Annotated in this window: 19 protein-coding genes; 5 read left to right on the top strand and 14 right to left on the bottom strand. The window is 72.4% G+C overall.

Annotated features, from left to right (window positions below; all coding sequences use genetic code 11):
* Window positions 1-62: 62 nt before the first annotated feature.
* The 4 genes from cimA to OG710_RS22060 all read right to left on the bottom strand — a co-directional run bounded on the left by cimA (window position 63) and on the right by OG710_RS22060 (window position 4,603).
* Window positions 63-1,670, bottom strand: coding sequence for a citramalate synthase (gene cimA / locus OG710_RS22075; protein ID WP_330240858.1), 1,608 nt, complete (start codon window positions 1,668-1,670; stop codon window positions 63-65).
* 350 nt (window positions 1,671-2,020) lie between these two features.
* A complete protein-coding gene (locus OG710_RS22070; protein WP_330240857.1) occupies window positions 2,021-3,109 on the bottom strand; it encodes a branched-chain amino acid aminotransferase in 1,089 nt (362 codons plus the stop codon).
* A gap of 230 nt (window positions 3,110-3,339) precedes the next feature.
* Entirely contained in the window at window positions 3,340-4,380 is a 1,041-nt protein-coding gene (locus OG710_RS22065; RefSeq protein ID WP_330240856.1) for a 3-isopropylmalate dehydrogenase, read from the bottom strand.
* A 94-nt stretch (window positions 4,381-4,474) separates the two neighbouring features.
* On the bottom strand, window positions 4,475-4,603 hold the full coding sequence (locus OG710_RS22060; protein WP_274543550.1) for a hypothetical protein: 129 nt from the start codon (window positions 4,601-4,603) through the stop codon (window positions 4,475-4,477).
* 353 nt (window positions 4,604-4,956) lie between these two features.
* Between OG710_RS22060 and OG710_RS22055 the strand changes: the two genes are divergently transcribed.
* Genes OG710_RS22055 through OG710_RS22045 form a run of 3 tightly spaced genes read left to right on the top strand, consistent with a single transcriptional unit; the run spans window position 4,957 to window position 7,591 of the window.
* Entirely contained in the window at window positions 4,957-5,529 is a 573-nt protein-coding gene (locus OG710_RS22055; RefSeq protein WP_330240855.1) for a CDP-alcohol phosphatidyltransferase family protein, read from the top strand.
* Window positions 5,526-6,386 carry a phosphatidate cytidylyltransferase gene (locus OG710_RS22050; RefSeq protein WP_330240854.1) on the top strand — a complete coding sequence of 287 codons (861 nt, stop codon included), beginning with the start codon at window positions 5,526-5,528 and terminating at the stop codon, window positions 6,384-6,386. The genes OG710_RS22055 and OG710_RS22050 overlap by 4 nt, the downstream gene beginning before the upstream one ends.
* On the top strand, window positions 6,383-7,591 hold the full coding sequence (locus tag OG710_RS22045; RefSeq protein WP_443064285.1) for a lysophospholipid acyltransferase family protein: 1,209 nt from the start codon (window positions 6,383-6,385) through the stop codon (window positions 7,589-7,591). Before OG710_RS22050 ends, OG710_RS22045 begins: the two co-directional genes overlap by 4 nt.
* Before the next feature lie 98 nt (window positions 7,592-7,689).
* On the opposite strand, the gene pruA is transcribed toward OG710_RS22045, so the two are convergent.
* Window positions 7,690-9,321: an L-glutamate gamma-semialdehyde dehydrogenase gene (gene pruA, locus OG710_RS22040; protein WP_111338399.1), complete on the bottom strand. Its 1,632-nt coding sequence runs from the start codon at window positions 9,319-9,321 to the stop codon at window positions 7,690-7,692.
* 42 nt (window positions 9,322-9,363) lie between these two features.
* Window positions 9,364-10,290 carry a proline dehydrogenase family protein gene (locus OG710_RS22035; RefSeq protein ID WP_330240853.1) on the bottom strand — a complete coding sequence of 309 codons (927 nt, stop codon included), beginning with the start codon at window positions 10,288-10,290 and terminating at the stop codon, window positions 9,364-9,366.
* Window positions 10,291-10,480: 190 nt separating this feature from the next.
* Between OG710_RS22035 and OG710_RS22030 the strand changes: the two genes are divergently transcribed.
* A complete protein-coding gene (locus tag OG710_RS22030) occupies window positions 10,481-11,626 on the top strand; it encodes a PucR family transcriptional regulator (protein WP_330240852.1) in 1,146 nt (381 codons plus the stop codon).
* 98 nt (window positions 11,627-11,724) lie between these two features.
* Here the strand turns inward: OG710_RS22030 and OG710_RS22025 are convergent, their stop codons facing one another.
* The 8 genes from OG710_RS22025 to OG710_RS21990 form a co-directional block, all read right to left on the bottom strand.
* Window positions 11,725-12,249, bottom strand: a complete 525-nt coding sequence (locus tag OG710_RS22025) for a hypothetical protein (RefSeq protein ID WP_330240851.1) — start codon at window positions 12,247-12,249, stop codon at window positions 11,725-11,727.
* Window positions 12,246-12,851 carry a TetR/AcrR family transcriptional regulator gene (locus tag OG710_RS22020; protein WP_330240850.1) on the bottom strand — a complete coding sequence of 202 codons (606 nt, stop codon included), beginning with the start codon at window positions 12,849-12,851 and terminating at the stop codon, window positions 12,246-12,248. The genes OG710_RS22025 and OG710_RS22020 overlap by 4 nt, the downstream gene beginning before the upstream one ends.
* An 81-nt stretch (window positions 12,852-12,932) precedes the next feature.
* The gene (serA, locus tag OG710_RS22015) at window positions 12,933-14,525 is read right to left on the bottom strand and encodes a phosphoglycerate dehydrogenase (protein ID WP_330240849.1); all 1,593 of its coding nucleotides are present in this window, start codon (window positions 14,523-14,525) and stop codon (window positions 12,933-12,935) included.
* Window positions 14,526-14,790: 265 nt separating this feature from the next.
* Window positions 14,791-15,792, bottom strand: a complete 1,002-nt coding sequence (gene ilvC / locus OG710_RS22010) for a ketol-acid reductoisomerase (protein ID WP_330240848.1) — start codon at window positions 15,790-15,792, stop codon at window positions 14,791-14,793.
* Window positions 15,793-15,900: 108 nt separating this feature from the next.
* Entirely contained in the window at window positions 15,901-16,428 is a 528-nt protein-coding gene (gene ilvN / locus OG710_RS22005) for an acetolactate synthase small subunit (RefSeq protein ID WP_111338392.1), read from the bottom strand.
* 23 nt (window positions 16,429-16,451) lie between these two features.
* On the bottom strand, window positions 16,452-18,308 hold the full coding sequence (locus tag OG710_RS22000) for an acetolactate synthase large subunit (RefSeq protein WP_330240847.1): 1,857 nt from the start codon (window positions 18,306-18,308) through the stop codon (window positions 16,452-16,454).
* Window positions 18,309-18,521: 213 nt separating this feature from the next.
* Entirely contained in the window at window positions 18,522-21,365 is a 2,844-nt protein-coding gene (locus OG710_RS21995) for a putative bifunctional diguanylate cyclase/phosphodiesterase (protein WP_330240846.1), read from the bottom strand.
* A gap of 282 nt (window positions 21,366-21,647) precedes the next feature.
* On the bottom strand, window positions 21,648-22,610 hold the full coding sequence (locus OG710_RS21990; protein WP_330240845.1) for a 2-hydroxyacid dehydrogenase: 963 nt from the start codon (window positions 22,608-22,610) through the stop codon (window positions 21,648-21,650).
* A gap of 111 nt (window positions 22,611-22,721) precedes the next feature.
* Here OG710_RS21990 and OG710_RS21985 point away from each other — a divergent pair, with 111 nt between their 5' ends.
* Window positions 22,722-23,678 carry an aldo/keto reductase gene (locus OG710_RS21985; protein ID WP_199563694.1) on the top strand — a complete coding sequence of 319 codons (957 nt, stop codon included), beginning with the start codon at window positions 22,722-22,724 and terminating at the stop codon, window positions 23,676-23,678.
* Window positions 23,679-23,719: the final 41 nt, after the last annotated feature.

Below are 23,719 nucleotides of genomic sequence, written 5' to 3'. Positions count from 1 at the left end.
CGAACGCCCCCGCCCGCCACGCCGGTTGACGGCGGGCGGACGGGGGCGTCGCCCCGTACGGGTCAGTCCGTGGGTTCGAGGCCGGCGCGCAGCAGCCCGTAGGTGTACGCGTCCTCCAGCGCCTGCCAGGAGGCGGCGATGATGTTCTCCGCGACGCCCACGGTCGACCACTCGGCGGTGCCGTCGCCGGTGGTGATCAGGACGCGGGTGGTGGAGTCGGTGCCGGTGCGGCCCTCCAGGATGCGGACCTTGTAGTCCGTCAGCTCCAGCTTGGCGAGCTGCGGGTAGATCCGTTCCAGGGCCACGCGCAGCGCCCGGTCCAGGGCGTTGACCGGGCCGTTGCCCTCGGCGGTGGCGACGATGCGCTCACCCTTGGCCCACAGCTTCACGGTCGCCTCGTTGGCGTGGGTGCCGTCCGGCCGGTTCTCGACGATGGCGCGCCAGGACTCGGTGCGGAAGTAGCGCCGCACCCGGCCCTCGGCCTCGGCGCGCAGCAGCAGTTCGAAGGAGGCGTCGGCCGCCTCGTAGGTGTAGCCCCTGAGTTCGCGCTCCTTGACCCGCTCGACGACCCGTCCGACCAGTTCGCGGTCGCCGCCGAGGTCGATGCCCAGCTCGTCGCTCTTGAGCTCGATGGAGGCGCGGCCGGCCATGTCGGAGACCAGCATCCGCATGGTGTTGCCGACGAGGGCGGGGTCGATGTGCTGGTAGAGGTCCGGGTCCACCTTGATCGCGGAGGCGTGCAGCCCGGCCTTGTGCGCGAAGGCGGAGACGCCGACGTAGGGCTGGTGGGTGGAGGGGGTGAGGTTGACGACCTCGGCGACGGCGTGCGAGACGCGGGTCATGTCGGCCAGCGCGCCGTCGGGCAGGACCCGCTTGCCGTACTTGAGTTCCAGCGCGGCGACGACCGGGAAGAGGTTGGCGTTGCCGACGCGTTCGCCGTAGCCGTTGGCGGTGCACTGGACGTGCGTGGCGCCGGCGTCCACGGCGGCCAGGGTGTTGGCGACGGCGCAGCCTGTGTCGTCCTGGGCGTGGATGCCGAGCCGGGCGCCGGTGTCGGCGAGGACGGTGGCGACGACGGCCTGGACCTGGGCCGGGAGCATCCCGCCGTTGGTGTCGCAGAGGATGACGACGTCGGCGCCGGCCTCGGCGGCGGCCTTGACGACGGACTTGGCGTACTCGGGGTTGGCGCGGTAGCCGTCGAAGAAGTGCTCGCAGTCGACGAAGACCCGGCGGCCCTGTTCGCGGAGGTGGGAGACGGTGTCGCGGACCATCTCCAGGTTCTCCTCCAGGGTGGTGCGCAGGGCCAGCTCCACATGGCGGTCGTGGGACTTGGCGACCAGCGTGATCACCGGGGCTCCGGACTCCAGCAGCGCCTTGACCTGGGGGTCGTCGGCGGCCGAGCCGCCCGCCCTGCGGGTCGCGCCGAAGGCGACCAGCTCGGCGTTCTTGAACTCGATCTCCTGGCGGGCGCGGGCGAAGAACTCGGTGTCACGGGGGTTGGCGCCCGGCCAGCCGCCCTCGATGAAGCCGACGCCGAACTCGTCCAGGTGCCGGGCGATGGTCAGCTTGTCGGCGACCGTCAGGTTGATGCCTTCACGCTGGGCGCCGTCGCGCAGCGTGGTGTCGAAGACATGGAAGCTGTCGTCGGTGGGCTTGGCCTTGGTGGTCATTGCTGGTCTGACTCCTGTCGGATGAGTGGAATCCGGACGATCTGGCTCCACTTGCCCCCATCTTCCCGCGCGCCTCGCGTTCCGGCCGTGGTGAGGCCGCAAAACAAAAAACCCCTCGCGGGTGCGAGAGGTCTGCGCGCGGGTCTGGGGCACGGTGGCCGTGCCGTACGTCGTGGTACGGAACGGTCACTGCGGACCGGCGCGCCTGCTGCCAATAATCATGACGAACGAGGGCACGGACGCAGTCTGGCACAGGAGCGGCCCGGACTCCCGCCCCGTCTCAGGATGCGGGCGCGCGGACCGCGTCCGGCGAGACGCCGGACGCGGTCCGCGGGGGGTACGGGCGCCGGTTACGCGAGGGAGTGCATCCAGCCGTGGGTGTCCTCGGCGGTGCCGCGCTGGATGTCGAGCAGGCGCTCGCGCAGCTTGAGGGTGACCGGGCCGGGGGTGCCGTCGCCCTGGTTCCACTCGCCGCCGGCGCACTTCACGGTGCCGACCGGGGTGATGACGGCGGCGGTGCCGCAGGCGAAGACCTCGGTCAGGGTGCCGGCGGCGGTGTCGTCGCGCCACTGGTCGATGGAGACGCGGCCCTCCTCGGCGGTGTACCCGAGGTCGCCGGCCAGCTTGAGCAGCGAGTCGCGGGTGATGCCGGCGAGCAGGGAGCCGGTGAGGGCCGGGGTGACGATGCGGTCCCCGTACACGAAGTAGAGGTTCATGCCGCCCAGCTCCTCCACCCACTTGTGCTCGACGGCGTCGAGGTAGGCGACCTGGTCGCAGCCCTTGGCGGCGGCCTCGGCCTGGGCGAGCAGGGAGGCGGCGTAGTTGCCGCCGGTCTTGGCGTCGCCCATGCCGCCGGGCACGGCGCGCACCCGGTCCTCGGAGAGCCAGATGGAGACGGGCTTCACACCGCCCGGGAAGTAGGCGCCGGCCGGCGAGGCGATGACGAGGAAGAGGTACTCGTTGGCCGGGCGCACCCCGAGGCCGACCTCGGTGGCGATCATGAAGGGGCGCAGGTAGAGGGACTCCTCGCCGCCGTGCGCCGGAACCCAGGCAACGTCCTGCTGGACGAGGGCGTCACAGGCGGCGACGAAGGTCTCGACGGGCAGCTCGGGCATGGCGAGCCGGCGGGCGGAGGCGCGGAAGCGCTCGGCGTTGGCCCGGGGGCGGAAGGTGGCGACGGAGCCGTCCGGCCGGCGGTACGCCTTGAGGCCCTCGAAGATCTCCTGGCCGTAGTGCAGCGTCATGTTGGCGGGGTCGATCGACAGCGGCGCGTAGGGGACGAGCTGGGCGTCGTGCCAGCCCCGGCCCTCGGTCCACTTGATCGTCACCATGTGGTCGGTGAAGTGGCGGCCGAATCCGGGCTGGGCCAGGATCGCCTCGCGCTCCGCGTCGGACAGCGGGTGCGCGGAGGGCTTGAGCTCGATCGTGGGCGTCGTCATGAGTGCGTGTCCTTCACCGTTTTGTGTGGGTAGGACCGCGTGCGCGCCATCAGGTGCTAGGACGTCCGAGCATTGCTGCGGGACACGGCCCTGTTCGATTATTGCTCGACAGGTACCGCGCACGAAATGGCGTGAATGCGATCCAGGGTTCGATGGTGACACCCGAAGGCCGCACAGGAGAAGCCGCCGGGTGCGTCTGCGACCCGGCGGCTTCTTGGGGAGTCGTCGGATCAGCCCGCTACGCGTACCGCGAGGGCGTCGCCGATCTCGTCGGTCGTACGGGCCGCTCCGTCGCGTTCCGCGAGGTCGGCGGAGACGGCGTCCTCGATGCGCACGGCCTCGGCGTCGTAGCCGAGGTGGCGCAGCAGGAGGGCGACGGAGAGGATCGTGGCGGTCGGGTCGGCCTTGCCCTGCCCCGCGATGTCGGGGGCGGAGCCGTGGACCGGCTCGAACATCGACGGGAAGGCACCCGTCGGGTTGATGTTGCCGGAGGCGGCCAGGCCGATGCCGCCGGAGACGGCCGCGGCGAGGTCGGTGAGGATGTCGCCGAAGAGGTTGTCGGTGACGATGACGTCGAAGCGCTCCGGCTGCGTGACGAAGAAGATCGTCGCGGCGTCGACGTGCAGGTAGTCGGTGGTGACCTGCGGGTACTCGGCGGCGACCTTGTCGAAGATGTTCTTCCAGAGGTGGCCCGCGTACACGAGGACGTTGTTCTTGTGGACCAGCGTCAGCTTCTTGCGCGGACGGGCGGCGGCGCGCTCGAAGGCGTCGCGCACGACCCGCTCGACACCGAAGGCGGTGTTCAGGCTGACCTCGGTGGCGACCTCGTGCTCCGTGCCGGTGCGCAGCGAGCCGCCGTTGCCGGTGTACGGGCCCTCGGTGCCCTCGCGGACCACGACGAAGTCGATGTCCGGGCGGCCGGCCAGCGGGGTGTCCGTGTTCGGGAAGAGCTTCGAGGGCCGCAGGTTGATGAAGTGGTCGAAGGCGAAGCGCAGCTTCAGCAGCAGCCCGCGCTCCAGGACTCCGGAGGGCACGGACGGGTCGCCGATCGCGCCGAGCAGGATGGCGTCGTGCCCCTTGAGGGCTTCGAGCTCCGCGTCGGGGAGGGTTTCGCCGGTGCGGTGCCAGCGCTGGGCGCCAAGGTCGTACTCCTTGGTCTCCAGCTTCACATCCTGCGGGAGAACAGCGTTGAGGACCTTGAGGCCCTGGGCCACGACCTCCTGGCCGATACCGTCACCGGGGATCACTGCGAGATTGATGCTGCGAGACATGTGCGCACCCTACTGCTCGTCCCACCCCATGACACGTCACGTCCATCATGCGGACACCCGGACGGGTGTACGGGGCGGGGCGGAGGCGTTCGGTTCAGTGGCCGGTGGAGCCGCCGTTGTCCCGGCGGTCGAGGGCGCGCTGGAGGGCGGCAGCGGCGGCGCGGCGCTCCGACTCGGTCGGGCGGTGGGTGTGGCGGACGCGGCGGACGGTGGTTTCGGCCATGGTGGATCGACTCCTTGAGATCGCGAGGATTTCGAGATCGAACAGCGTGGGGTGATGTCGAGATCAGTGATTTCGAGGTGCCGGAAGGGGCGGGGAGCGGGCGCCGCAGGGGTTGCCTGCGCGGGGGCGCGCACTCTCTACCGCCGGTCGCTTGATCGAGCGAGACGTTCGGCTTCTACAAAGCTAGAACAGCCGGGCCTGTCTGTCTCCACAATTACTCGGACTTCCTACTATCTGAGACGCGGGCTCGGCGCGGACCCCTCGCCGCACGGGTGCGGCCCGCGCTGGTACTCAGGCGTACCTGAGTAGCCGACCCGTGTCGAAGACATGTGCATCGCACGAGAGTTGGGGTCATGAACGGCCTCTACGCTCTCAAGCCCTGGTACGCGGACCGGCTCGCCGGCGTCCGCGCCGCGCTGGCCCGCCGTGCGGTGTCGCCCGACACGCTCACCGCCGCCGGGGTGGTCGCCGCCGCCGGTGCGGCCGCCGCGCTGGCCTGGCTGCCCGCCCCGGTCGCCGCCCTGCCGGTCGCCGTGCTGCTCGCGGCGCGGCTCGCCTTCGCCAACCTGGACGGGGCGCTGGCCCGCGACACCGGCCGGACCACCCGGCGCGGCGCGATCCTCAACGAGCTGGGCGACCGGCTGGCCGACCTGGTCGTGCTGGCGGGCTTCCTCACCCTCGCCCCGCTCTGGCTGGTCGCCCTGACGGGTCTCGCCGCGACGCTGCCCTCCTGGGTGTCGCTGGCCGGGGCGGCGGCCGGGGCACCCCGCCGCAACGGCGGCCCGGTCGGCAAGACCGAGCGCTGCCTGCTCGTGGTGATCGCCGCCGCGAGCGGCTGGGCCGTCCCGGTGCTGGCCGTGATCGCGGCCGGCTCCCTGCTCACCGCGCTGCTCCGGCTGGCCGGCCTCTGGCGGGAGACGGCATGAGCGCCGTCCTGATCGCCGAGGAGGCCGCCGCCCGCGCGGTGCCGCTGGTCGCGGGCGTGCTGGGCGCGGGCGGGGTCGCGGTGGCCGTGCTGCCGGCCGGGGTGCGGATGCGCGCCGAACTGCGCCGGCGCTGGCGGACCTGGGCCCTGGTCGCGCCGGTCTTCCTGGGCGCGTACTTCCTGGGCGGCGGCGGCAGCTACGCGCTGGCCGCCGGGCTGGGCGCGGTCGCGGCCGGCGAGTACGCCCGGATGGCGGGGCTGCGCCGAAGCGACCTGGCCGTGCTGGTGGCGGCGGCCGGCGTGCTGCCGGCCCTGGCCTGGCTCGCCCCGCACGTCCTGGACCTGCGCGCGGCGGCCCTGCTGCTCGTCGCGGCGGCGCTGCCCGCCGTGCTCGGCGGGGACGACCGTACGGGCTTCACCCGCACCGCGCGCACCGCGTTCGGGCTGCTGTGGATACCGGTCGCGCTGACCGGTCTGGTGTCCCTCGGCGACACGGCGGTGGTGGTGGGCCTGGCCGTGGCCCTCGGTGACGTCGGCGCCTGGTGCGGCGGTACGGCGCTGGGCCGGCGCGGTCCGCTCGCCCGGCCGCTGTCGCCGCTCTCGCCCAACAAGACCTGGGCCGGGGTGCTGGGCGCGGCGGTGGCCACGGCGGCCCTGCTGCTGGTGCTCGGCGCGTTCAGCCTGCCGCTGTGGGCGGCGGTCGTCGGCGGCTGCGTGCTGGGCGATCTCGTCGAGTCGATGGTCAAGCGCGAGTCCGGGGTGAAGGACGCGGGCAGCTGGCTGCCCGGCTTCGGCGGCCTGCTCGACCGGATCGACTCCCTGCTCGTGGCCCTCCTCCTGGCGATGGTGATGACGTGACGACGACCCTGGTACGCAGCCCCGGTGACACGGTCCTGCCGGTCCGCTCGCGGATCGCGTCCGCGCTGCGGCGCGGCCTGTGGTGGGGGGTGCTCAGCCTGACCGGCGGGATCGAGCGACGCGGCCGGCTGCCGCGCGGCGGCTGCGTCGTGGTCGCCAACCACACCTCGCACGCCGACACCGCGGCGCTGCTTGCCGCGCTCGACGCCCGGCACGGACCGGCGATCGGCGCGGCGGCCGACTACTGGTTCGCCTCCCCCTGGCGGCGGCGGATCTGCCGCAGGCTGGCGGCCGGCTTCCCGGTCCGGCGCTCGGGCGGCGGGACGGCCGATCTGCTCTCGATGACCGGCGAGCTGCGCGAGGGCCGGGCGGTCGTGCTCTTCCCGGAGGGCACCCGCGCCGCGGACGGCACCCTCGGCGCCTTCCACCGGGGCGCGCTGGTCCTGGCCGCGGAGGCGGGCGTGCCGGTGGTGCCGGTGGGCATCGCGGGCACGGGACGGTTGCTGCCCAAGCACGGCCGGCTGCGCTCCGCCCTGGTCCGCGTCACGATCGGGGAGCCGCTGTCCGCCGGGGTCTCCCCGCAGGAGGCGCGCGACGCGGTGCGCGCGCTCCAGGAGCGTACGGCCGCCGAACCGCTGCGGGACTCGGCCGTGCGCAGGCGGGTGGCCGCCGTCGCCGCGTCGCGCGCGGGGGTGCCGCTGGCCTTCTGCTGGGCGTTCGCGGAGGCGCTGAGCTGGCCGCTGATGCCGGAGCTGCTGCTCGGCGTCGTGTGCGTGGCGGTGCCGCGCGCGGCGCTGCGGCTGTCGCTGGGCGCGCTGGCCGGCAGCCTGGCGGGCGGGCTGCTCGCCCTGCACCTGGCGGCGGCGGGCGTGGCGCTGCCGGCCCCGCTGACCACGGACCGGATGCGGGCGGAGGTCCGCGCGGAGCTGGCGGTCGAGGGCGCGTCGGCCGTGCGCCACCAGCCGTGGAACGGCATCCCGTTCAAGGTGTACGGGGCCGAGGCGGGCCGGGCTTCGGTGCCGGCGGCCGACTGGCTGGCCGCCTCGGCGGCGGCGCGCGGGTCGCGGACGGTGACGGTGGGGCTCGGTTTCGCCGCGTTCGGGCTGCTGCTGCGCCGCCACCGCCGGCTGTACGGCCGCTATCTGGCGCTGCTGGACGGGGGCTTCGCGGTGGGGCTCGGGGTGATCGTGCACGGCTGGGCCTGAATCCGCGCCCGGTTCCCGTGCGGCATGGAAACCGCCCCCCGCCCGGCAGGGGAACCGGGCGGGGGGCGGAGTGCGGGGCGGCCCCGGAGGGCGGCTGCTCAGCCCTGGTGGGGGTAGGTGTAGTCGGTCGGCGGGACCAGGGTCTCCTTGATGGCCCGGGTGAGGGTCCAGCGCTGGAGGTTCTGGGGGGCGCCCGCCTTGTCGTTCGTACCCGAGGCGCGGCCGCCGCCGAAGGGCTGCTGGCCGACGACGGCACCGGTCGACTTGTCGTTGATGTAGAAGTTGCCCGCGGCGTACCGCAGCTTCTCCATCGTGTACGCGGCCGCCGCGCGGTCGTTCGCGATGACGGAACCGGTCAGGGCGTAGTCGGAGACCGACTCCATCTGCTCCAGCATCGCGTCGTACCGGTCGTCCTCGTAGACGTGGACGGCGAGGATCGGGCCGAAGTACTCGGTCGTGAAGACCTCGTTCTCCGGGTCGGTGCACTCGATGACGGTCGGGCGGACGAAGTAGCCGACCGAGTCGTCGTAGGTGCCGCCCGCGACGATCGTGCAGGCCGGGTCGGCGGCGGCGCGGTCGATCGCGGCCTTGTTCTTCGCGAAGGAGCGGTCGTCGATGACGGCGCCCATGAAGTGCGACAGGTCGGTGACGTCGCCCATGGTGATGGAGTCGACCTCGGCCGCGAACGCCTCCTTGAAGCCCGAGTTCCAGATGGAGGCCGGGATGTAGGCGCGCGAGGTCGCCGAGCACTTCTGGCCCTGGTACTCGAAGGCGCCGCGGGTGAGCGCGGTCTTCAGGACGGCCGGGTCGGCCGACGGGTGGGCGACGACGAAGTCCTTGCCACCGGTCTCGCCGACGAGCCGCGGGTAGGTGCGGTAGTTGGCGATGTTGTTGCCGACGGTCTTCCACAGGTGCTGGAAGGTCGGGGTCGAGCCGGTGAAGTGGATGCCGGCCAGGTCTCGGTGGTTCAGGGCCACCTCGGAGACGGCGATGCCGTCGCCGGTCACCAGGTTGATGACGCCCTTGGGCAGACCGGCCTCTTCCAGCAGCCGCATCAGCAGCACGGCGGCGTGGGTCTGCGTCGGGGACGGCTTCCACACCACGACGTTGCCCATGAGGGCGGGCGCGGTCGGCAGGTTGGCGGCGATGGCCGAGAAGTTGAACGGCGTGATCGCGTAGACGAAGCCCTCCAGCGGGCGGTGGTCCATGCGGTTCCACACGCCGGGGGAGTTGGCCGGGGGCTGCTCGGCGAGGATCTGGCGCGCGTAGTGCACGTTGAAGCGCCAGAAGTCGACCAGCTCGCAGGGACAGTCGATCTCGGCCTGCTGGGCGGTCTTGCCCTGGCCCAGCATCGTGGAGGCGGCCAGCGTCTCGCGCCACGGGCCGGCCAGCAGCTCGGCGGCGCGCAGGATGATCGCGGCGCGGTCGTCGAAGGACATCGCGCGCCAGGCCGGGGCGGCGGCCAGGGCGGCGTCGATCGCGTCCTGCGCGTCCTGCTCGGTGGCGCCGGCGAACGTGCCGATGACGGCCTTGTGGTTGTGCGGCTGGACGACGTCCACGCGCTCGCCGCCGCCCATCCGCTTCTCGCCGCCGATGGTCATCGGCAGGTCGATCGGGTTCTGGCCGAGCTCCTTGAGCTTGGCCTCCAGGCGGGCGCGCTCCGGGGTGCCCGGGGCGTAGGAGTGAACCGGCTCGTTGACCGGCGCGGGGACCTGGGTCACAGCGTCCATGGTGTCCTTGGCTCCTTCAGTCGTGGGAGGGGTGGAGGGGGCTCAGCCCTTGGTGAGGACGGAGCGGCCGAAGAACAGCAGGTTGGCCGGCTTCTCGGCGAGGCGGCGCATGAAGTATCCGTACCAGTCGGTGCCGTACGCGGTGTAGACGCGCATGCGGTGGCCCTCGGCCGCGAGCCGGAGGTGCTCCTCGCTGCGGATGCCGTACAGCATCTGGAACTCGTACTCGTCCAGCTTGCGGCCGGCCTGCCGGCCCAGTTCCTGGGCGATGGCGATCAGACGGGGGTCGTGGGAGCCGATCATCGGGTAGCCCTCGCCGCGCATCAGGATCTTCAGGATGCGGACGTACGCCTTGTCGATCTCGGCCTTGTCCTGGTACGCGACGGAGGCGGGCTCCTTGTAGGCGCCCTTCACGATGCGCACGCGGCTGCCGGCGTCGGCGAGGCGGCGGGCGTCCTCCTCGGTGCGGAAGAGGTACGCCTGGATGACGCAGCCGGTCTCCGGGAAGTCCTTCCGCAGCTCCTCGTGGATGGCGAACATCGAGTCGAGGGTGGTGTGGTCCTCGGCGTCCAGCGTCACCGTGGTGCCGATCGCGGCGGCGGCCTCGACCACCGGGCGCACATTGGCCAGCGCCAGCTCGTGGCCGCCGTCCAGGGACTGGCCGAACATCGACAGCTTCACGGACATCTCGGCGCGGGTGCCCAGGCCGAGGCCCTCCAGCCGGCCGACCAGCTCCAGATAGGCGTCGCGCGCGGCGGCGGCCTGCTCCGGCGTGGTGATGTCCTCGCCGACGACGTCGAGGGTGACCTCCAGGCCCTTGGCCGCCGCGTCCTCGATGACCGGAACGACCTGGTCGACGGTCTCGCCGGCGATGAAGCGGTCCACGACCTGCTTGGTGCCGGGCGCGGCCGAGACGAACCGGCGCATCCGGTCGCTGCGCGACGCGGCGAGAATCACGGGACCCAGCACGGGGCACCTCCCACGGAAAGTACGAACGAAGCCACACCGCCGTATATGCCGTGTAACGAACATAAGCGGTACAGCACGGAGAACCACCGTGAAATCTAGGCATCGCCTCCCCGCACTTCCATCGACAGCTGCCACACATCCGTGGACTGGATCTCAGACATATGTCTGAAGGGGGTGCGAGAATGGCCGGGTGAAGGGCGATTACCAGGAGCTGGTGGACGAGATCTCGGCACTGCTCGGCGTCCCCGCGACGCTGGAGAACCGGGACTTCGGCCTGGTCGCCTTCGGGGCCCACGACAGCGACGACACCACGGCCATGGACCCCGTCCGCACCCGCTCGATCCTCACCCGCCGCTCCACCCCGGCGGTCCGCGCCTGGTTCGAGAACTTCGGCATCACCCGCGCCACCGGCCCGGTCCGCATCCCCGCCACCCCCGAGGCCGGCGTCTACCGCGACCGCATCTGCCTGCCGGTACGCCATCGGGGTGTCGTGCTCGGTTACGTGTGGCTGCTGGGCGCCGACCCCGGACCGACCGACCGACAGCTCGACGCCGCGATGGAGGTGGCCGCCCGGATCGGGGCGCTGCTCGCCGACGAGGAGCGGGCGGGCACCGATCTGTCCAGGGAGTTCGGCGCGGTCCTGACCGCCGGGCGCGGCTGGCAGCGGGACATGGCGGTGGCCGCCCTCGCCGAGGCGCTCGGCCCCGACGCGCAGGGGCTGCACACCGTGGTGTGCGTGGCCCCCTGGACGGACGGCGCGCCCGCCGTGCGCACGGTCCCCTCGGCGGCGGCGCTCACCGGGGCACCGCCGGCCGGCCGCGCCGGGCCGCCCGCGCTCGCCGCGCTCATCCGGCTGCGCTCCCCCGACGTGCTGGACCCCGCGCTGAGCGCAGCCGGCCGGCTGCGCGCCGACGCCGGGACGGCCGCCACCGCCGGGATCGCGGTCCCCCGCCGGGGCCTCGCGGAGCTGGCCGACGCCTGGCACGAGGCGTCGGCGGCGGCCCGCGCGGCAGCCGCCGAGGCCCGGTTCGGCCCGGTCGCCGACTGGTCGGCCATCGGCCCGTACCGGACGCTGACCGCGCTCGACCCGGACGTCCTGCCGGACCCGGCGGTGCGCCCGCTGCTGACCCCGGCGCAGCGGGACCTCGCCCGCACCGCGGAAGTGTTCCTGGACTGCGCGGGCCAGGCGTCCCGGACCGCCGCCGAGCTGGGCATCCACCGCCAGACGCTGTACTACCGCCTCTCCCGCGTCCAACAGCTCACCGGCCTCGACCTCAACGACGGCGAGGACCGGCTGCTGCTGCACATGGCCCTGAAGGCGGCCCGGCTGCACTGAACCCGGCGGGGCCCGGAGCCGAGCCGGGGCTCACGACCCGGCGGGGCTCACAGCCAGGCGGGGCTCACGACCCGGCGGGGCTCACGACCCGGCGGGGCTCACAGCCAGGCGGGCGGGGGCGGGGCGGTGATCGGCCGGTCGCTGACCACGGCGGCCAGCACCATCGGCGCGTCCCCGTCGCTGCGCCCGACGCTCACCCCGACATGGCGGCCCCGTCCGGGCAGCGGGCCCCAGACCGCCAGGTCCCCGTAGCAGTCCTCGTCCAGCAGGGCCGCGAACAGCGGCGGCACCGACGCGCCCTCCTGGCGCAGGAGCAGCGCGACATGGACGGCGACCGCGTGGTGCGGGCCCCAGCGGGTCTCCAGTTCCGCGACGAGGGCGGCGAGCCGGGCCTCGGCGGCCTCCTCCACCGCGTCCTCGTCGTCCTCGTCGTCCCCTTCGTCCGGGGACTCCCAGAGCGGGACGATCCGGAAGCCCTCGCCGGTGGTGGCCCGCCACTCCCCCGTGTCCGGGTCGCCCTCGGCGGCGGTGGGGCCGGTGGCCGGGAGGGGGGCGGCGAGCAGCGCCTCCACGTCGGCGACGGCGCGCGCGGGGTCGAAGGGTTCGCCGGTGCGGGCGGTCATCGTGCGGCGCCGGGGGCCGGCGGGCGGCCCTCCAGGACCGCCTTGAGCCCGTCCGTCAGGTCCTGGGCGGAGGGTGCCGAGTCGGCGTCCATCAGCCACTGGACCATCACCCCGGCGAGCAGCGCCTGGCAGAAGAGTCCGGCCACGCGGGCCTTCTCCGGCTCGGTCTCGGGGTCGATGCCCATCATGGTCTCGGCGAGCCCGTCGCGTCCGGCGCGCTGGGGTCCGGCCAGGGCCTTCTGGAGTTCGGGGTCGGAGTCGATGCGGGAGATGACCTCCATCTGGAGCTGCCAAACGGCGCGGGTCTCCTCGTAGCTCCCGATCACCCGCTCCCAGGTCTCGCGGAACTGGTCGAGCGGCGCGGCGGGGATCTCCGGCTCCGCCGCGTCCTCGTCGCCGCCCCCGGTGAGGGCCTCGCCCCACTCCTCGGTCACCTTGACGAAGGCCAGGTTGAGGAGCGCCTCCTTGGAGCCGTAGTGGTAGCCGATGGAGGCGAGGTTCGTGCCCGAGGCGGCCACGATGTCGCGCGCCGTGGTGCGCGCGTACCCCTTCTCCAGCAGGCAGCGCTTGGCGCCTTCGAGCAGATCCTCACGATGTCCCATGACAGCAGCGTACCCGGCATGCAGACATTTGTGTAAGACGGATGTCTACATACCGGGTACGGGGCCGCCGAGGGCGGAAGGTCAGCCGGCGAGGTTCACCGAGCGGGCCGACGCGGCGCCGATCTCCGAGGAGATCTCGGCCAGCACGGCCGGCGGGACGTCGTCGTCGACGGTGAGGACGACCAGCGCCTCGCCGCCCACGTCGGCGCGGGAGACCTGCATGCCCGCGATGTTCAGACCGGCCTCGCCGAGGATGCGGCCGACCGTGCCGACGACGCCGGGGCGGTCCTCGTAGCGCAGGACGAGCATGTGGTCGGCGAGGGCCAGGTCCACGTCGTGCTCACCGATGGCGACGATCTTCTGGAGGTGCTTGGGGCCGGCCAGCGTGCCGGAGACGGAGACCTCCTGGCCGTCGGCCAGGGTGCCCCGGACGATGACCACGTTGCGGTGCTCGGCCGACTCGGAGCTGGTGGTGAGACGGACCTCGACGCCGCGCTCCTGGGCGAACAGCGGGGCGTTCACATAGGAGACGGTCTCGTCGACGACGTCCTCGAACACGCCCTTGAGCGCGGAGAGTTCGAGCACCTTGACGTCGTGCTGGGTGATCTCGCCGTACACCTCGACGTCGAGGCGGGCGGCCACCTCGCCGGCCAGCGCGGTGAAGATGCGGCCCAGCTTCTCGGCGAGCGGCAGACCGGGGCGCACGTCCTCGGCGATCACACCGCCCTGGACGTTGACCGCGTCCGGCACGAGCTCACCGGCGAGCGCGAGGCGCACCGACTTGGCGACGGCGATACCGGCCTTCTCCTGCGCCTCGTCGGTGGAGGCGCCGAGGTGCGGGGTGCAGACGACCTGGTCGAACTGGAACAGCGGGGAGTCCGTGCAGGGCTCCTTCGCGTACACGTCGAGACCGGCGCCGGCGACGCGGCCCTCCTTGAGCGCGGAGGCCAGCGCCTCCTCGTCAACGATGCCGCCGCGCGCGGCGTTGACGATGCGCACGGTGGGCTTCACCTTGTGCAGCGCCTCGTCGCCGATGAGGCCGAGCGTCTCGGGGGTCTTGGGCAGGTGCACCGTGATGAAGTCGGAGACCTCCAGCAGCTCGTCCAGCGAGAGGAGCTTGACGCCCATCTGCGCGGCGCGCGCGGGCTGCACGTAGGGGTCGTAGGCGACGATCTTCATGCCGAAGGCGGACATGCGCTGGGCGACCAGGACGCCGATGCGGCCGAGGCCGACGACGCCGAGGGTCTTCTCGCTCAGCTCGACGCCGGTGTACTTCGAGCGCTTCCACTCGCCGTTCTTGAGGGCGGTGTTGGCCTGCGGGATGTGGCGCGCGGTGGCCACCAGCAGACCGCAGGCCAGCTCGGCGGCGGTGACGATGTTGGAGGTCGGGGCGTTCACGACCATGACGCCGGCCTTGGTGGCGGCGGAGACGTCCACGTTGTCCAGACCGACGCCGGCCCGGGCGACGACCTTGAGCTTCTGCGCGGCGGCGATGGCCTCGGCGTCGACCTTGGTGGCGGAGCGCACCAGGATGGCGTCGACGTCGGCGATGGCGGGGAGGAGCTCGGCGCGGTCCGCGCCGTTGCAGTGCCGGATCTCGAAGTCCGGGCCCAGGGCGTCCACCGTGGCGGGCGACAGCTCTTCAGCGATGAGTACGACAGGTTTCGAGCTCACGTGAGTCCTCACAGATCCAGTGCGGACGGCCGTCCCGACGGCCGCAGGCGTGGAGGGGCTTGCCGCGTGGAAGACGCACGACACTGTGGGCCTGACGCGTGTATGTGGAGCAGTGTAGTCCTGCGCGGGGACGCCGTCCGCGCTCCGCGAAAAGATCACCCGCACGAGACCCGGCGACGGGTACGCGCGTACGAGGCCGCCTCTTCCAGCGGTGGGTGGACGGTTCCGGGGGACGGGCCGTGACCCGTCCCCCGGAACCGGGGTGTTACGCGTCCTCGTCGTTGACCCAGCTCATGAGCTTGCGCAGCTCACGGCCCGTGGTCTCCAGCAGGTGGTCCGCGTCGGCCTTCTTGTACTCGTTGTACTTGGGCAGGCCGTTGTGGTACTCGGCCATCCAGTTCTTGGCGAAGGTGCCGTCCTGGATCTCCGCGAGGACCTTCTTCATCTCGGCCTTGGTGGCGTCCGTGATGATGCGCGGGCCGGTGACGTAGTCGCCCCACTCGGCGGTCTCCGAGATGGACCAGCGCATCTTCTCCAGGCCGCCCTCGTACATGAGGTCGACGATGAGCTTCAGCTCGTGCAGGCACTCGAAGTAGGCGATCTCCGGCTGGTAGCCGGCCTCGGTCAGGGTCTCGAAACCGGCCTTGACCAGGGCGGCGGTGCCGCCGCAGAGAACGGCCTGCTCGCCGAAGAGGTCGGTCTCGGTCTCCTCGGTGAAGGTCGTCTTGATGACGCCGGCGCGGGTGCCGCCGATGCCCTTGGCGTACGACAGGGCGAGCGCCAGGCCGTTGCCCGAGGCGTCCTGCTCGACGGCCACGATGCACGGGACGCCGCGGCCCTCCTCGTACTGGCGGCGGACCAGGTGGCCCGGGCCCTTGGGGGCGACCATGCAGACGTCCACGTCGGCCGGCGGCTTGATGAAGTCGAAGCGGATGTTCAGGCCGTGGCCGAAGAACAGCGCGTCGCCCTTCTTGAGGTTGTCCTTGATGGACTCCTCGTAGACCTTGGCCTGGATCGGGTCCGGGACGAGGATCATGATGACGTCGGCCTCGGCGGCGGCCTCGGCCGGGGTCACCACGCGCAGGCCCTGCTCCTCGGCCTTCGCCTTGGACTTGGAACCCTCGTGCAGACCGACACGGACGTCGACACCCGAGTCACGCAGCGACAGCGCGTGGGCGTGGCCCTGGCTGCCGTAGCCGATGACCGCGACCTTGCGGCCCTGGATGATGGACAGGTCGGCATCGTCGTCGTAGAACAGCTCGGCCACTGGGTCTTCTCCTTGGTGTGCAGGTGTTGCGTCCCACCGTACGGCGGGGTGCGTCAGATACGTTTCGGGGTCTCGCCATACGAGCGGCGCGGCGGGCCCGGGGGGGGGTTACGCCGTACGGTCCAGGGCGCGCAGCGAGCGGTCGGTGATCGAACGCGCGCCACGCCCTATGGCGATGGTTCCGGACTGGACGAGCTCCTTGATGCCGTACTGCTCCAGCATCTTGAGCATCGCCTCCAGCTTGTCGGCTCCGCCGGTGGCCTCGATCGTGACGGCCTCGGGCGAGACGTCCACGGTCTTGGCGCGGAACAGCTGGACGATCTCGACGATCTGGGAGCGGGTCTCGTTGTCGGCGCGGACCTTCACCAGGACGAGCTCGCGCTGGATCGCAGCGGTGGGCTCGAGTTCGACGATCTTCAGGACGTTGACCAGCTTGTTGAGCTGTTTGGTCACCTGCTCCAGGGGCAGGTCCTCGACATTCACGACGATGGTGATGCGGGAGATGTCGGGGTGTTCGGTGGTGCCGACGGCGAGCGAGTCGATGTTGAAGCCGCGGCGGGAGAACAGGGCGGTGATCCGGGCCAGGACGCCGGGCTTGTTCTCGACCAGGACGGAGAGTGTGTGCTTTTCGGACATGGAAGTCGGTCTCTCTCTGTCTCTCAGTCGTCTTCGTTGTCGCCGAAGTCGGGGCGGACGCCGCGCGCGGCCATGACCTCGTCGTTGGAGGTGCCGGCGGCGACCATCGGCCACACCATGGCGTCCTCGTGGACGATGAAGTCGATGACGACCGGGCGGTCGCTGATCGCGTTGGCCTCGGCGATGACCTTGTCCAGGTCGGCCGGGTCCTCGCAGCGGATCGCGTGGCAGCCCATGGCCTCGGAGAGCTTCACGAAGTCGGGCACGCGGGTGCCCTTCGCCGCGTTGCCGTCGGTGTCGGCGCCGGAGTGCAGCACGGTGTTGGAGTACCGCTGGTTGTAGAACAGGGTCTGCCACTGGCGGACCATCCCGAGCGCGCCGTTGTTGATGACGGCGATCTTGACCGGGATGTTGTTCAGGGCGCAGGTGGTCAGTTCCTGATTGGTCATCTGGAAGCAGCCGTCGCCGTCGATCGCCCAGACCGTGCGGTCCGGCATGCCGGCCTTGGCGCCCATCGCGGCGGGCACCGCGTAGCCCATGGTCCCGGCGCCGCCGGAGTTCAGCCAGGTGGCGGGCTGCTCGTACTGGATGAAGTGCGAGGCCCACATCTGGTGCTGGCCGACGCCCGCGGCGAAGATCGTGTCCGGCGGGGCCAGCTCGCCGATGCGCTGGATGACCTGCTGCGGCGAGAGGCTGCCGTCCTCCGGCAGGTCGTAGCCCAGCGGGTAGGTCTCGCGCCAGCGGTTGAGGTCCTTCCACCAGGCGCTGTAGTCACCGGTGTTGCCCTCGGTGTGCTCGGCCTGGACGGCCTGGACGAGGTCGGCGATGACCTCGCGGGCGTCCCCGACGATCGGGACGTCGGCGGCGCGGTTCTTGCCGATCTCCGCCGGGTCGATGTCGGCGTGGACGACCTTGGCGTACGGGGCGAAGCTGTCCAGCTTGCCGGTGACGCGGTCGTCGAAGCGGGCGCCGAGGGCGACGATCAGGTCGGCCTTCTGGAGCGCGGTGACGGCGGTGACCGCACCGTGCATTCCGGGCATCCCCACGTGCAGCGGGTGGCTGTCGGGGAAGGAGCCGAGCGCCATCAGGGTGGTGGTGACGGGCGCTCCGGTCAGCTCGGCCAGCACCTTGAGTTCGGCGGTGGCCCCGGCCTTCATGACGCCGCCGCCCACGTAGAGCACCGGGCGCTTGGCCTGGACGATGAGCTTGGCGGCCTCGCGGATCTGCTTGGCGTGCGGCTTGGTCACCGGGCGGTAGCCGGGCAGGTCCATGACCGGCGGCCAGCTGAAGGTGGTCTTCGCCTGGAGGGCGTCCTTGGCGATGTCGACCAGGACCGGGCCAGGACGGCCGGTGGCGGCGATGTGGAACGCCTCGGCGATGGTGTGCGGGATGTCCTCGGCCTTGGTGACCAGGAAGTTGTGCTTCGTGATCGGCATCGTGATGCCGCAGATGTCCGCCTCCTGGAAGGCGTCCGTGCCGATGGCGGCGGAGGCCACCTGGCCGGTGATGGCGACGATCGGCACCGAGTCCAGGTAGGCGTCGGCGATCGGGGTGACCAGGTTGGTGGCGCCGGGGCCGGAGGTGGCCATGCAGACACCGACCCGGCCGGTGGCCTGCGCGTAGCCGGTGGCGGCGTGGCCGGCCCCCTGCTCGTGGCGGACCAGGACGTGGCGGACGCGCTTCGAGTCCATCATCGGGTCGTACGCCGGAAGGATGGCGCCGCCGGGAATGCCGAATACCGTGTCGGCCCCCACCTCCTCGAGGGAGCGAATGAGGGACTGCGCGCCCGTGACGTGTTCGACGGAGGCGGAGGGCGATCCGCCGGTACGGGCCCGCGGCTGGGGATGGTGGGCCCCTGTGGCCTGCTCGGTCATCGGCATTCTCTTCTCGAAGCTGAGTTTTGCGAGTGTTTTACGACGTTTTGCCTGGTCCGGTGCAACAAAAAACCCCTCGTGCCGTGAGGCAAGCGAGGGGAGCGCGCCGGTGCGGTCCGCAGGGTGTCATGGAGGAACCCTGCTTCAGCCGACGCGCTTTCCAAGTACGAGAATTCGGGTGCGCATGGCATTGACCCTCTCTCCGACGCACGCGGGGTGTCAAGTGGGTGGGACAGGTGTCTCACCATGTGAGCCGGTGAGTGAGGGGAGCGAGCCGCCCGCGAGGACCGGCTGCGCGGGCACCCCGCCGGGGACCGGGAAGGTGCCGCGGGCCAGCACGCGGCGCAGCCGGTATTCGTCGAGGGGCCCGGAGAAGGCGGCGCCCCGGCCGTGGGTGCAGCCCATGGCGCGCAGCGCGAGGACCTGCTCCGGCACGTCCACGCCATCGGCGACGGACTGCATCCCGAGGTCGCAGGCGATCCTCAGCAGCCCGCTGGTGATCTTGTGCAGCCGGGCCGACTCGACCACGCCCTCGACCAGGCCCCGGTCCAGCTTCAGCACGTCGATCGGGAGCCGGCGCAGGGCGTTGATCGCGGCGTAGCCGCTGCCGAAACCGTCGAGCGCGATCCGTACACCCAGCCGGCGCAGGGCGGCCAGGCGCTGCTCCAGTTCCTCGAAGGGGACGCGCGGGTCGCTGTCGGCGATCTCGATCATGAGCGCGGCGGACGGCAGCCCGTGGCGTGTGAGCAGCGCCTCGACGGAGCCGGCCGGGAATCCCCGGTCGAGGAGTCTGCGGGCCGGGAGGCGGACGCACACCGGCGCCTGGTGGCCCGCCCCGGCGCGGTCGGCGGCCTGCTCGACGGCCTCCTCCAGGAGCCAGCGGCCCAGCTCCGCGCTGCGGTCGCCGTCCTCGGCGATGCGCAGGAACTCGGCGGGGGTGAACAGGATGCCCTGGGCGGAGCGCCAGCGGGCCTGGGCGGCGACGGCCGCGATCGTGCCGGTGGCCAGATGCACCACGGGCTGGTGGAGCAGGGCGAACTCGCCGTCGCGCAGGGCGCCGCGCAGCCGGGTCGCCAGCTCGGAGCGGCGGACCACGTCGGCCTGCATCTGCGGGGCGTAGAGCTGGACGCGGTTCTTGCCGCCGGCCTTGGCGCGGTACATGGCGAGGTCCGCGTTGCGCATGAGGTCGTTGGGGGTGATGCCGGGCTCGGCGAAGGCGACGCCGATGGAGGCGGTGACCCGGACCTCGCCGTCGCCGATGCGGTACGGCTCGGAGAGCGTGAGGCGCAGCCGGTCGGCGATCTCGTGCACCTGGCACTCACGGGCGTCCTGCTCCCGGCCGCCGTCGCCGGTGATGAGGGCGGCGAACTCGTCGCCGCCGAGGCGGGCGGCGGTGTCCCCGGCCCGGACGGACTCCTGAAGGCGGCGGGCGGCCTGGACGAGCAGCTCGTCGCCCGCCTGGTGGCCGAGGCGGTCGTTGGCCGCCTTGAAGCCGTCGAGGTCGATGAAGAGCACGGCGGTGCCCGCGTCCCCGGCGCGGCGGCCGGCCAGGGCCTGGCGGACGCGTGCGGTGAACAGGGCGCGGTTGGGCAGGTCGGTGAGCGGGTCGTGCTCGGCGTTGTGCTGCAACTGGGCCTGGAGGCGGACCCGTTCGGTGACGTCCCGGCTGTTGAGGATCAGGCCGCCCTGGTGGCGGTTGATGGTGGACTCGACGTTGAGCCAGTCGCCGGAGCCGGAGCGGAAGCGGCACTCGATGCGGGTGGTGGGTTCCTCGCCGGGCGGGGCGGCGAGGAACCGGCGCACCTCGTGGACGACCCGGCCCAGGTCGTCGGGGTGGATGATCGAGGACAGCTCGGCGCCGACCAGCTCGTCCGCGTCGCGCCCGTAGACCCCGGCGGCGGCGGGGCTGACGTAGCGCAGGACCCCGCTGGGGGCGGCGATCATGATGACGTCGCTGGAGCCCTGCACCAGGGAGCGGAAGTGGTTCTCCTTCTGGGCCAGTTCCTGGGTGAGGGCGATGTTGTCGACGAGCATGATGCCCTGCCGGACGACGAGCGCGAGCACCACCGTGCATCCGGTGAGGACGACGACGCGGTCCACCCGGCGGCCCTCGATGACGTTGTACAGGATGCCGAGCGTGCAGACGGCGGCGGCGAGGTACGGGGTGAGCGCGGCCAGCGAGCCCGCGATGGGGCGGCTGGTGGTGCGCGGGGACTCCGGGTCCTCGTCGGGGACCGCGGGGTCCGCGTGGCGCGCGGCCCCCCAGGGGGCGTAGGCCAGCAGCAGCGAGCCGGCGAACCAGCCGGCGTCGAGCAACTGGCCGGAGTGGTAGGTCTGGCGCAGCAGCGGCGAGGTGAACAGGGCGTCGCACAGGACGGTCAGGGCGAGCGCGGCGATGGCGGTGTTCACGGCGGCGCGGTTGACACTGGTGCGCCGGAAGTGCAGGGCGAGCACCATGGAGACGAGCACGATGTCGAGCAGCGGATAGGCCAGGGTGAGCGCGGCGCGGGCCACGCTGCCCCCCTCGGCGTCCGCGACGTGCGCGGTGTGGGCGAGGGCCAGGCTCCAGGACAGGGTGAGGAGCGAGCCGCCGATCAGCCAGGAGTCCAGGGCCAGGCAGACCCAGCCGGCCCGGGTGACGGGCCGCTTGGCGAGGACGAGCAGGCCGACGATGGCGGGCGGCGCGAAGCAGAGGAAGAAGACGTCGGCCGGGGAGGGGCTGGGGACCGGGACGTCGCGCACGCACTCGTACCAGCCCCAGACGGCGTTGCCGCAGGCGGCCATCAGCGAGGAGAGCGAGAACAGCAGCCAGGCGGGCCGGAACCGGATGTCGGCGGCGCGGGCGAAGAGGAAGCAGGAGACGGCGGCGGCGAGGGCGGCGGCGCTGAGGCCGAAGTCGCCCATGAACAGGGCCAGTCGCTCGGAGCCCCAGCCGGTGGCCGCGCCCACGGCGTAGCCGCCGCAGACTAGGCCGAGGACGGACTGCGGGAGCAGCGCGGAGGACCGCCCCGCCCGGAACTGCCGGGCGAGGAGCGCTCCGCGGGTGCTCGCCGGGGCGCTCACCGCGGCCCTCCCCCGGCTTCCGGCCGGTTGTGGCGGACGCTCACCGGGCCCTGCGACCGCAGCCGTCCCCCGCGCCGTGTCCGGTCATTCGCCCATCGGCCGTCCATCGCCCGTCGCCCCCTCGCGTGTGGCTGGCTCCCCGGCGCCGTCCCTGCCACGGCGCAGCACCCCTTTCGGGACGATACACCAGACTCGTCACTCAGGGACATAGCTTCTCTACGCTCCGTGACTGACCGGGGCGGTCGTGAACACGGAGGGCGGCCGGGCGTGCTCGGTGCGTGGTCAGCCGGTGGTGCGGACGACGTTGTCCAGCGGCCGGCCCGCGGCGAAGCGGGTGAGCTGTCCGGCGATCAGCCGCTTGGCGCGCGGCAGGTACGCGGAGGTGCTGCCGCCGACGTGCGGGGTGATCAGAACGTTCGGAGCATGCCAGAGGGGGTGGCCCGCGGGCAGCGGTTCCGGGTCGGTGACGTCGAGGGCGGCGTGCAGCCGGCCGGACGCCAGTTCGGCCAGCAGGGCCTCGGTGTCGACGACGGGGCCGCGGGCGACGTTGACCAGGAGGGCCCCGTCGCGCATCGCGGCGAGGAAGTCCGCGCCCGCCAGGCCCTGGGTGGAGGGGTTCAGCGGGGTGGCCAGGACGACCACGTCCGCCTCGGGCAGCAGGGCCGGCAGATCCTCGATCGCGTGTACGGGGCCGCGTGCGGTTGTCCGGGCGGAGCGCGCGACGCGTGCGACCCGCGCGCACTCGAAGGGCGCGAGCCGGTCGTCGATGGCCGCGCCGATCGACCCGTAGCCCACGATGAGTACGGACTTGTCGGCGAGCGCCGGGTAGAAGCCGGACCGCCACTCCTCCTCGTCCTGGCCGTGCACGAAGCCGGGGAACCCGCGCAGCGAGGCCAGGATCAGCGCGAGGGTCAGCTCGGCGGTTGACGCCTCGTGGACGCCCTTGGCGTTGCACAGCCGTACGCCGGCGGGCAGCCGGTCGAGGGCGGGCTCGACGTGGTCGATGCCGGCCGAGAGCGTCTGCACGACCCGGACCCCGCTCATCAGCGGCAGCGGCCGGATCGCGATCTCCAGGCCCTTCATGTAGGGGACGACGTAGTAGGCGCAGTCGGCGGGGTCGGCCGGGTACTCCGGCGCGCCGTCCCAGAAGTGGTACGTCAGGCCCTCGGGCAGCCCTTCGATCTCGTCCGCGTGCAGCGGCAGCCAGACCTCGGGGGCGGGGGCGGAATGCGTGGTGGAAGTCATGGCCAGGAGGCTATGCGAAGGTCCCGGGGACGCAGAGGTTAGCTTTGGGGGCGGTGCGAGGAAGGGTTACGGGAGTTGGAGCGCAGGAGTCTGGGTGCGGCGGCGCTCGCCGTGGGGGCGGTCGGGCTCGGCTGCATGCCGATGAACTGGGCGTACAGCGCGTCGCAGCAGCGCGGGGACCGCGCGCTGCGGGCGGTGCACGCGGCGCTCGACGCGGGGGTCGATCTGCTCGACACCGCCGACATGTACGGCCCGTTCACCAATGAGCTGCTGGTGGGGCGGGCCCTGAAGGGGCGGCGCGAGCAGGCGTTCGTGTCCACCAAGTGCGGTCTGCTGGTGGGTGATCAGCACATCGTGGCCAATGGCAGGCCCGGCTATGTGCGGCGGGCCTGCGACGCCTCGCTGCGGCGGCTGCAGACCGATGTGATCGATCTGTACCAGCTGCACCGCGCCGACCCGGAGGTGCCCGTCGAGGAGACCTGGGGCGCGATGGCGGAGCTGGTGGGCGCGGGCAAGGTCCGTGCGCTGGGGCTGTGTGCGGTCGGGGCGCGGGCGGCCCGCCGGCCGGGTGCGCGCACGCATGACGGAACGATCCGTCAGCTGGAGCGGGTGCAGCAGGTGTTCCCGGTCAGCGCGGTGCAGGCGGAGCTGTCCGTGTGGTCGCCGCAGGCGCTGGAGTCGCTGCTGCCGTGGTGCGCCGACCGGGGCGTGGGCTTCCTGGCCGCGATGCCGCTGGGCAGCGGGTTCCTGACGGGGACGCTGACGCCGGGTCAGGGATTCGAGCCGGAGGATCTGCGGGCCCGGCACCCCCGGTTCACGGCCGAGGTGATGGCGGCGAACCAGCCGCTGGTGGTGGGGCTGCGCCGGGTCGCCGAACGGCACGGGGCGACGCCCGCGCAGGTGGCGCTGGCCTGGGTGCTGCACCAGGGCCCCCAGGTGGTGCCGGTGCCGGGCACCAAGCGGGAGCGGTGGGCGGTGGAGAACGCGGGCGCGGCCGGGCTGGCGCTGACCGCACGCGACCTGGCGGAGCTCGACCGGCTGCCGGCGCCGCAGGAGTCCTGGGACTGATCACCGGCGCGCCGGTCGCCGATGTGGGAAAGCGGCCCGGT

It is taken from the genome of Streptomyces sp. NBC_00525 (assembly GCF_036346595.1).
GTDB lineage: Bacteria > Actinomycetota > Actinomycetes > Streptomycetales > Streptomycetaceae > Streptomyces.
Note: the sequence above shows the minus strand (reverse complement) of the source record. Positions and strands in the feature narration are given on the sequence as shown.

Coding starts and splice junctions, on each gene's coding strand:
- OG710_RS22025 (WP_330240851.1), bottom strand. CDS start 12,249: ATGACCGCCCGCACCGGCGAACCCTTCGACCCCGCGCGCGCCGTCGCC.
- OG710_RS21990 (WP_330240845.1), bottom strand. CDS start 22,610: ATGACTTCCACCACGCATTCCGCCCCCGCCCCCGAGGTCTGGCTGCCG.
- OG710_RS22050 (WP_330240854.1), top strand. CDS start 5,526: ATGAGCGCCGTCCTGATCGCCGAGGAGGCCGCCGCCCGCGCGGTGCCG.
- OG710_RS22060 (WP_274543550.1), bottom strand. CDS start 4,603: ATGGCCGAAACCACCGTCCGCCGCGTCCGCCACACCCACCGCCCGACC.
- cimA (WP_330240858.1), bottom strand. CDS start 1,670: ATGACCACCAAGGCCAAGCCCACCGACGACAGCTTCCATGTCTTCGAC.
- ilvN (WP_111338392.1), bottom strand. CDS start 16,428: ATGTCCGAAAAGCACACACTCTCCGTCCTGGTCGAGAACAAGCCCGGC.
- OG710_RS22065 (WP_330240856.1), bottom strand. CDS start 4,380: ATGTCTCGCAGCATCAATCTCGCAGTGATCCCCGGTGACGGTATCGGC.
- OG710_RS22000 (WP_330240847.1), bottom strand. CDS start 18,308: ATGCCGATGACCGAGCAGGCCACAGGGGCCCACCATCCCCAGCCGCGG.
- OG710_RS22070 (WP_330240857.1), bottom strand. CDS start 3,109: ATGACGACGCCCACGATCGAGCTCAAGCCCTCCGCGCACCCGCTGTCC.
- OG710_RS22020 (WP_330240850.1), bottom strand. CDS start 12,851: ATGGGACATCGTGAGGATCTGCTCGAAGGCGCCAAGCGCTGCCTGCTG.
- pruA (WP_111338399.1), bottom strand. CDS start 9,321: ATGGACGCTGTGACCCAGGTCCCCGCGCCGGTCAACGAGCCGGTTCAC.
- OG710_RS22055 (WP_330240855.1), top strand. CDS start 4,957: ATGAACGGCCTCTACGCTCTCAAGCCCTGGTACGCGGACCGGCTCGCC.